The sequence below is a fragment of the Psychromonas aquatilis genome, assembly GCF_038155185.1.
GTDB classification, from domain to species: domain Bacteria; phylum Pseudomonadota; class Gammaproteobacteria; order Enterobacterales; family Psychromonadaceae; genus Psychromonas; species Psychromonas aquatilis.
Window position 1 is genome coordinate 1 of sequence record NZ_JBAKAZ010000091.1, and the last position, 7,346, is coordinate 7,346.

The 7,346-nt window shown below is 36.4% G+C and carries 6 protein-coding genes; 1 reads left to right on the forward strand and 5 read right to left on the reverse strand.

The features are described 5' to 3' along the window. Nucleotides 1-247 precede the first annotated feature (247 nt). The 5 genes from V6256_RS14425 to V6256_RS14445 all read right to left on the reverse strand — a co-directional run bounded on the left by V6256_RS14425 (nt 248) and on the right by V6256_RS14445 (nt 6,028). A complete protein-coding gene (locus tag V6256_RS14425; RefSeq protein WP_341598953.1) occupies nt 248-997 on the reverse strand; it encodes a hypothetical protein in 750 nt (249 codons plus the stop codon). Nucleotides 998-1,000: 3 nt separating this feature from the next. Continuing rightward, nucleotides 1,001-2,050, reverse strand: coding sequence for an AAA family ATPase (locus V6256_RS14430; RefSeq protein WP_341598954.1), 1,050 nt, complete (start codon nt 2,048-2,050; stop codon nt 1,001-1,003). Further along, nucleotides 2,043-3,158 (reverse strand): DUF262 domain-containing protein, encoded by a 1,116-nt coding sequence (locus V6256_RS14435; RefSeq protein ID WP_341598956.1) that lies wholly within the window; start codon nt 3,156-3,158, stop codon nt 2,043-2,045. Before V6256_RS14435 ends, V6256_RS14430 begins: the two co-directional genes overlap by 8 nt. Nucleotides 3,159-3,813: 655 nt before the next feature. Continuing rightward, nucleotides 3,814-4,692, reverse strand: a complete 879-nt coding sequence (locus V6256_RS14440) for a carbon-nitrogen hydrolase family protein (protein WP_341598957.1) — start codon at nt 4,690-4,692, stop codon at nt 3,814-3,816. Between the two features lies 1 nt (nt 4,693). After that, nucleotides 4,694-6,028 carry an APC family permease gene (locus V6256_RS14445; RefSeq protein WP_341598959.1) on the reverse strand — a complete coding sequence of 445 codons (1,335 nt, stop codon included), beginning with the start codon at nt 6,026-6,028 and terminating at the stop codon, nt 4,694-4,696. A 305-nt stretch (nt 6,029-6,333) separates the two neighbouring features. Here V6256_RS14445 and V6256_RS14450 point away from each other — a divergent pair, with 305 nt between their 5' ends. After that, nucleotides 6,334-7,128 (forward strand): helix-turn-helix transcriptional regulator, encoded by a 795-nt coding sequence (locus tag V6256_RS14450; protein WP_341598960.1) that lies wholly within the window; start codon nt 6,334-6,336, stop codon nt 7,126-7,128. The last annotated feature ends 218 nt before the right edge of the window (nt 7,129-7,346 follow it).

The window sequence follows — 7,346 nt, forward strand, 5'->3', positions numbered from 1 at the left end:
TTAACACAGAGAAAAACGTCTACTTCTGATCTCCATTAAAAATGGGGAGATTACCAAAGTATTGTGTCACAATTACCCCATTGTTTAGGCTTCGTATCCTTAACATAAATAACTGTACATTCATGGTAAAGTGATAATTCTTAGTTGTATTTTTTAGACTAATCTGAAATCAATCTTGCAAGTGTATTTGGTCAGTGATGTCGTTTTGAAATATTTTTTATTGTACTGTGTCTATTATAGACTGCATTTATTTTTCCCTAATAACACAGGTTATCTCTTTAGGGTTAACTTTCCATATATGCTCAAACCCACTAGATAACATTACTTCAATATTTCCTTGGGGAGATTCGATAAATAAGTACCTATCATGAGTACCCTTATAAAGAGTACTCGTAGAGGTCGTCCATTCTGGAGAAATAGATTTGACAAAGTCTTCATTCACTTTAAAGCTATTTTTTACAATACCTAATAAATCTGGTGTTTCAACAAAATCAATTGATAGTTTGTGTCTAGGCAAGACCATTCGAAACAAACTTTGAGTGTTTTCCCAACCTTGGGCTAGATAATTGTCGCAAATCGTAACTCTAGTAGCTGAAGAACAGAGAATTTGAAGGTACTTAACGAGATCGTCTCTGCTTTCTGTAGGTGACACGGTGACCGTTATTTGGTTTTCAATAAATGAGGAGCGATAATATACATAGGGTAATATTGCATTTTGCTCCTCAGTCAAAATAACTTTTAAGCTCGTTTTTGATGCTAACACTTCCAATGAGTCATCACGATCAACTTGATTCTGAAGCTGGGGCATTAATCTATCAAAAACTGAAGAGTTCAATCCTTCTTCTTGCGCTTTAATAAGTTGCCTCTTATTCGTTTTGTATGGCAGTGAAATTAGTTTCATTAACCTTTTGTATTTTTTTTGATACTTACGAGGCTCAAAAGAAACGTTTTCATAGGCCAACAATAGTGAGGTACTAAGTACCATTTTTTCAGCCATTATTTACCTCATACTCATTAAATCAGAAAGTGTTGCATCAAAAAAACCTGTTGGGAAACTAATAATATTGGCATTGATATCGTTAAACTCGCCATTATCATCGATCAAAATCGTTTCAAAGTCATTTTCAACGCTACTTTTGTAATGAATAACAATGTCATCACTAGAGATACGATCTTCATACGTTTCGTAAGCAATCTTATTGATTAAATGCTCACAGTGAGTTTCAACAATCAATTGGATTCCACTATTAGCTACAAATGATAGAAACACTCCTAACTGGGCTTGTGCTCTAGGATGTAATTGAATTTCTGGGTTTTCCAAGAGTACCAGATCCCCTTTTTTTCCCATTAAACATATTATGATAACCTTAGCGATATAGCTCATTCCAGCTCCAAGGTTAAATGGTGATACATTACTATCAATCTCTTTTACGTTAAAAGAGACCTTTACTTGGTCACTAAGTTTTTCTGTAATAAGCTCCGTTTGAGAGCCTGTAATAAAACTCAACCATTGACTAACCTGATATGAAATAGTCTTAGAACCATCAAATCTGAGAAGAGCATCAGGCAATGTCCTACCCTTTATCTTTTCGAAAGTTGAGAATAAGTATTCCCCTAAATTGCCTACTTTGCGCTCTGATACTTGTACTAGGTCTTGAGCACCTATACGATTAGCATTTAGGTATAAAAGTTCTGTACCGTGCTCATTTTCTTCCAACTCATACTGGTAAGGTAATTGGCTTGATTTATTTGTACCATCTGAGGTTATTTTCAAAGTATGGGTATTGCTACTACTGTCGATTACGCTTATATCAATTGACTTAGCATTGTTCTTTTTATTACGTATTGTAGCAAAATCATTTAAGTAGCGAATTAGCTCTTCCATACTATAGCGGTTGCTAGTCTGGCTATTCTTGATAAGTAACATCAAAGCTTGAATAGCAGTTGATTTCCCAGAGGAGTTTGCTCCTGTCAGAAGAGTTAACGGAGCAAGTTTTAAAACGGTTCTATCAATACTTTTTAAGTTTTTAATATCAAGTTGCTTAAGCATTCTTAAGTCCCTGTGTTATTTTTTGAGCGGTATCAAATCTAGCTCTTACATATTCTGTAGTGTCAATTGAGCCAGAAAAAAGTCCTACTTCATCTACACTTTCTTTATACGTATTTACTAGTAATTTACTTTTTGTGTTGTCTAATTGGGTATAATCTATGTGACAAAATGCAAAAACTAACATCTCAAACAACCCCATATTAACAGGTCGCCTGTTCCCTCCATCTTTCGACTTGAAACGGAATGCTTCATCACCTAAAACTTGGTATGCCCCCTCCATTCCATATAAACACGCTTTTTGGGCGTTATCAATCAATTGTACGGAGGATTTTGTATTTAAATATTTCATCACTGATGCCAAGAATGCATCAACATCCGATTTATATTGAATGGACGAGTCCTTAAGCTGACCTGTGATCAACAGATAAAATGCTACAAACCTTAACACTAGGTATCTATCACGCATACGATTTGGCTTTACACCATTTCCTGTAGCTAACTTAAATTGCTGGCTTTCTGCTAACTCTTGGATTAGGGTTGTAGCATTTCCTTGATACAAGGCGTGACGCATTTCTTGTTTGTTTAAGTTAATCCCACCTCGATTGACTCGTTCAAAAATATTGAACTTTACATATTCAGGTGTTGGTGGCTGTATTACATAAGAATGTAACTGATAATCTTCTAATTTAGCTTGAAGAATAGGGGCAATATCATCGAATTTTTTTCCTTTAAGATCTGGCAACATGGAAAGGTTAGTAAGCGTAAACTTATTATTTTTAAATTGCTTTAAGGCTGTAATTCTTTGTTTACCATCAATAATCTGTCTAATACCTTCTTCATCTTCAAATAGATAGATCAAGGGAATAGGGATCCCCATCAATATTGACTCAATCAATTCAGATTGATGCTTTCTGTCCCACACATTTTTTCTTTGGAAGTCAGGGGCAAGAACAAGATCACCACGGCTTTCCTTACGAAGCAACTCAAAAATGCTAGATTGCTCTTTAGCAATCCGTATTTGCGTATCAGTACCCATTTGATGAGGGTGTGCTGTTAACTCAAGCTCATCTTGATTTTCAATTTCAATAGCATCATCTGCTTCAATCATCTGTTATACCTTGGTTTTTCTTTTATAATATCACTTGGAGTTAATTACTATAAGTGTAAAAATTTTGTATTGGTTTACGCTCCTTAACCACATACGTAAATTTTATCCGTTACTGTTGCTAATATAAAAACTGTTTTACGTTCATTCTTTAAATCAATTACATTTATGGATTACTTCACTAAGTAATCAAGTTTATTGGAAAACTCAATAATGCACTTTCTTAAACCCGCTAGCTCTGCTATCAGTAGGATCATGCCCCCCCATTATGCTTTTATACTAATCATTGATGAGACTGATGTGAACATTTATTAATTATCTTAAAAGGATGACAACATTATAAAATATTTTAAAATAGAGTTATTAGCACATTTGCGCTTCCACCCGCAAATTAACTATTCAAGTAGTAGAAAAGAAGTTCTTATCAAATATTAGAATAATCACTTAAATATAAAAAATCACACTGATTCTACAATAAAATCTCTACTTAAGTTGTAATCATTACTAATTTCAATTGCTCAATAACGATGCTGAACAACAGACCAGAAAACAATCAAAGTACTACTCATTTTAATTTAGCCAATAAACTGGCATAGCTCCCCTATTTCACAAAAAACAAAAATGCTGCAAAAACCCATTCGCTTTTGCAGCATTTGATTTAACGCTTTTTAGCTTCCCAGGTTAACGGGTTCATTTCACCGTTTTCATAGATGGGTAGTTTAAGTGGTGCATCATCGGGTAAGAATTGCGCCCATGTTCTGTTTAAACCACATACGCCGTATTCTCTGACCTTTTTAACTTCATCACTATTGATAACATCCGTTAAAATAAATTCAGAAACGCCGGGAGATTTTGCTCTGACATTTCCCTCTGGGTCGATAATAATACTCTCGCCTGTGCCTGCGGGTGCAGCAGCATTTACGCTGGCGATGTAAACTTGGTTGGTAATGGCTTGTGCTTGTAACAAAATCAGTTCTTTGCTGCGGTCGCATGTTGATGTTTGCACTAAGTTAATAATTAAATCAGCGCCCATCCATGATAATTGACGCACCACTTCAGGGAACCAAATATCATAACAAACACAAATACCAACGCGCCCAAAACCGGGAATATCAAATACATTCAACTCTTTACCCGGTTTAAAAGGTTCATAAGGGCGCCATGGAAAACATTTACGGTAACTGGTGACTAACTCCCCTTCTGGAGAATAGACAACAGCGGTGCAGTAAATATCATCTCCTTCACCTTGTTCAATCACTGTGCCTGGAATTAGCCAAATATTATTTTCTTTAGCTATTTTGGCAAGTCGCTGCCCTCTCGGGCCATCTAAAGGTTCAGCCGCATCGTAATACATTTTTTTACGCTCTACGCGTGTGCCTTCAGCGCGACATAGGTGGATTTCTGGGTAAACAATCATTCTTGTTTTCTCAAAGTCCGACTTTAGTTCTTTAATTTCAGCTTCAAACTCATTTAAGCTTTCAGCTGTTGGTAGACGAGAAGACGATTGCATTAATAATATTGGTAAATGGTGAAGCATATTAAGATTCCTCAAAATGAAGCGCTGGTGTCGGTTTTGTGAAGCCTTTTGTTAAATACACTAAATAGATAAGCCCAATGGCAAACCAAATGCCCCCTACTGTTAAGGCGTTAAGGTCTAATTTAGTCATTAGGTAAAAAGTAACAAACGTACCGATTGCAGGAAAAACTAGATTACGTATTTTAGAGCCTGTGGCAATGCCTTGTTTCTGATCTTTTAAATAAGTAAAAATAACCGACATGTTAACAAAGATAAAAGCAACAAAGGCACCAAAGTTAATTAATGAAGCGGCTTGCATAACATCAAAAAATAAAGCCAATGTTGCAGCTAAAGCCGATAGGATAATACCGCCGATAGGGGTTAGATATTTAGGGTGTAAAAAACCGAACACTTTTTTAGGTAAAACACCATCTCGTCCCATTGCAAACAATAATCTTGAAACACTGGCTTGAGCAGATAGACCAGACATAAATTGTGCTGTGATCATCGCCGCTAAAAACAGTGACGCAAATAAGTTACCACCAATTTGAGCGGCAATTTCAAAGGCTGCTGAATCGGTATCATTAAACATTGTACCTGGGTGTACAAGCTGTGTTGTATATCCGACAGCAATGTAGATAACACCTGCAAAAAGCGTACAAAGCATAATCGCTTTAGGGACGGTTTTTTCAGGCTCAATGGTTTCTTCTGTGAAAGTAGTAATAGCGTCAAACCCTAGGAAGGCATAAGCGGCAATACTTGAGCCTGCTAGTACAATAGCCAAGGTGGTAGACTCATTAAAGAACGGCGCTGTGCTAAACAAGCTACTAATACCGCCGTTTCCATAGACTTCACCCAACGATAAAACAACAAAGATCACCATGGCTGTTAATTGGAATATCATTAATACTGAATTTAATTTAGCCGCGGTTTTAACACCAATGTAATTAATCACGGTGGTCAGTAATACGAAACCGATTAAAAATAGCCATTGTGGGACATCAGGAAATTGAGCACCCAAATAAGCGGCGCCAATCAGCCAAATAACCATTGGTAAGAAGAAGTAGTCTAAGAGAATTGTCCACCCCACCATAAAACCTACTCGGCTATCGATACTCTTGGTTGCAAAGGTATATGCTGAGCCTGCGATTGGGTATTTACGCGCCATAATGCCATAACTATTGGCAGTAAAAAACATTGCAAAAGTGGTAATTAAAAACGCCATAGGCACGGTGCCGTTACTTGCTTCCGCTATTATGCCAAAGGTCCCTAGTACAATTAATGGTGTCATGTAAGCCAGCCCCATTATAATGAGTGGCCATAACGTTAAAGTCCTCGTTAATTTTAAACTTGTCATTTCATATCTCCATATATTCTAAATTAAAGTCTTTTTAATAAAATTAACCAATGAACATTTTCTAGAGACAAGCAGTTAGTTTATTAATACATTGAAACTGGCTTGTAGTGCAACCGTTCGTCATTGATGATAAACCTGCTTTATTGCTTCTATTATGTTCAATACTTGATTAAGATACTTAAAAAGTAACCCGCCTAACGAAGATTTATACTAATTTTAACGCTTAAGGGGGTATATAACCCCAGCGTGGTATGCGTTGAAAAAGTGTGATGTGAATAGTTTTTATACTGACAGGAATGTGTTTAATGCCGACTAAAGAACAAGATAAAGCGCTCGCTGAAGTAGTGAGATCGCTCGGAAACGCTAATTTTGCCGAGGCGTTAGGTTATTTTGTGAAGAAGATAATAGATTTTGATAACTTGATTATCATTGCATACCACAAGGATATGAACCCTGAAGAGTTATATCGGGAGTGTTCTACCTCAACGGTGTACCAGAATATGCAAAGTCATTATTTAACCGCAGCGTATTTACTGGATCCTTTTTATCACGCTATTAAAAATGGTATTCAAAAAGGCATACATTGTATTTTTGACTTAGCACCTGACCAATTTAAACAAACTAGTTATTTTAATGAGTATTATCAAGCGACTACCTTGGTTGATGAATTTAGTTTATTTGCCAGAATCAATCATGACATCACCTTAACAGCGTGTTTTGGACGTGATAAAACCAGTGGTCTACGGTTTGGTAAAACCGAGTTAAAGAAGATAAAGTCTTATGAAAATATACTTTCTGCATTATGTCAGCAGCATTGGAAAGATTACCAACCCAAAGAAGGAAAAGGCATTGTTTTACCGCCGATAAAACAGCGATTAAGAGGTAAATTACAAGAACAACACGGTATTTCACTTAGCCCACGCCAAGCTGAAGTCGCATTATATATACTGCAAGGACACTCCTCTTTATCAATCTCCCTTAATCTAAACATCAGCAAAGAAACAGTAAAAGTATTTCGTAAGCAACTGTATTCAAAGTGCAACATTAGCTCACAAGCCGAACTCTTTGCTTTATTAATGCCTATTTTTTCAATGTTGTAATGAATGTTGTAATCAAAGATAAGCCTGCGACTGAATACGGCTTCTGTTTAACTCGTACAAGATCGACATTCACGACCCCAAACTGCTCAATTCCTAAAAGTGAGTAGCACTAGCGTTAACAAATGGGTGAGTATCTATCTAAGCGAAATAGTATTAACGTTCGCTTCGGGGCGGTGACTTTAGTCTCCCTGCTTGCGTCAAAATAAAAAACCAAAACA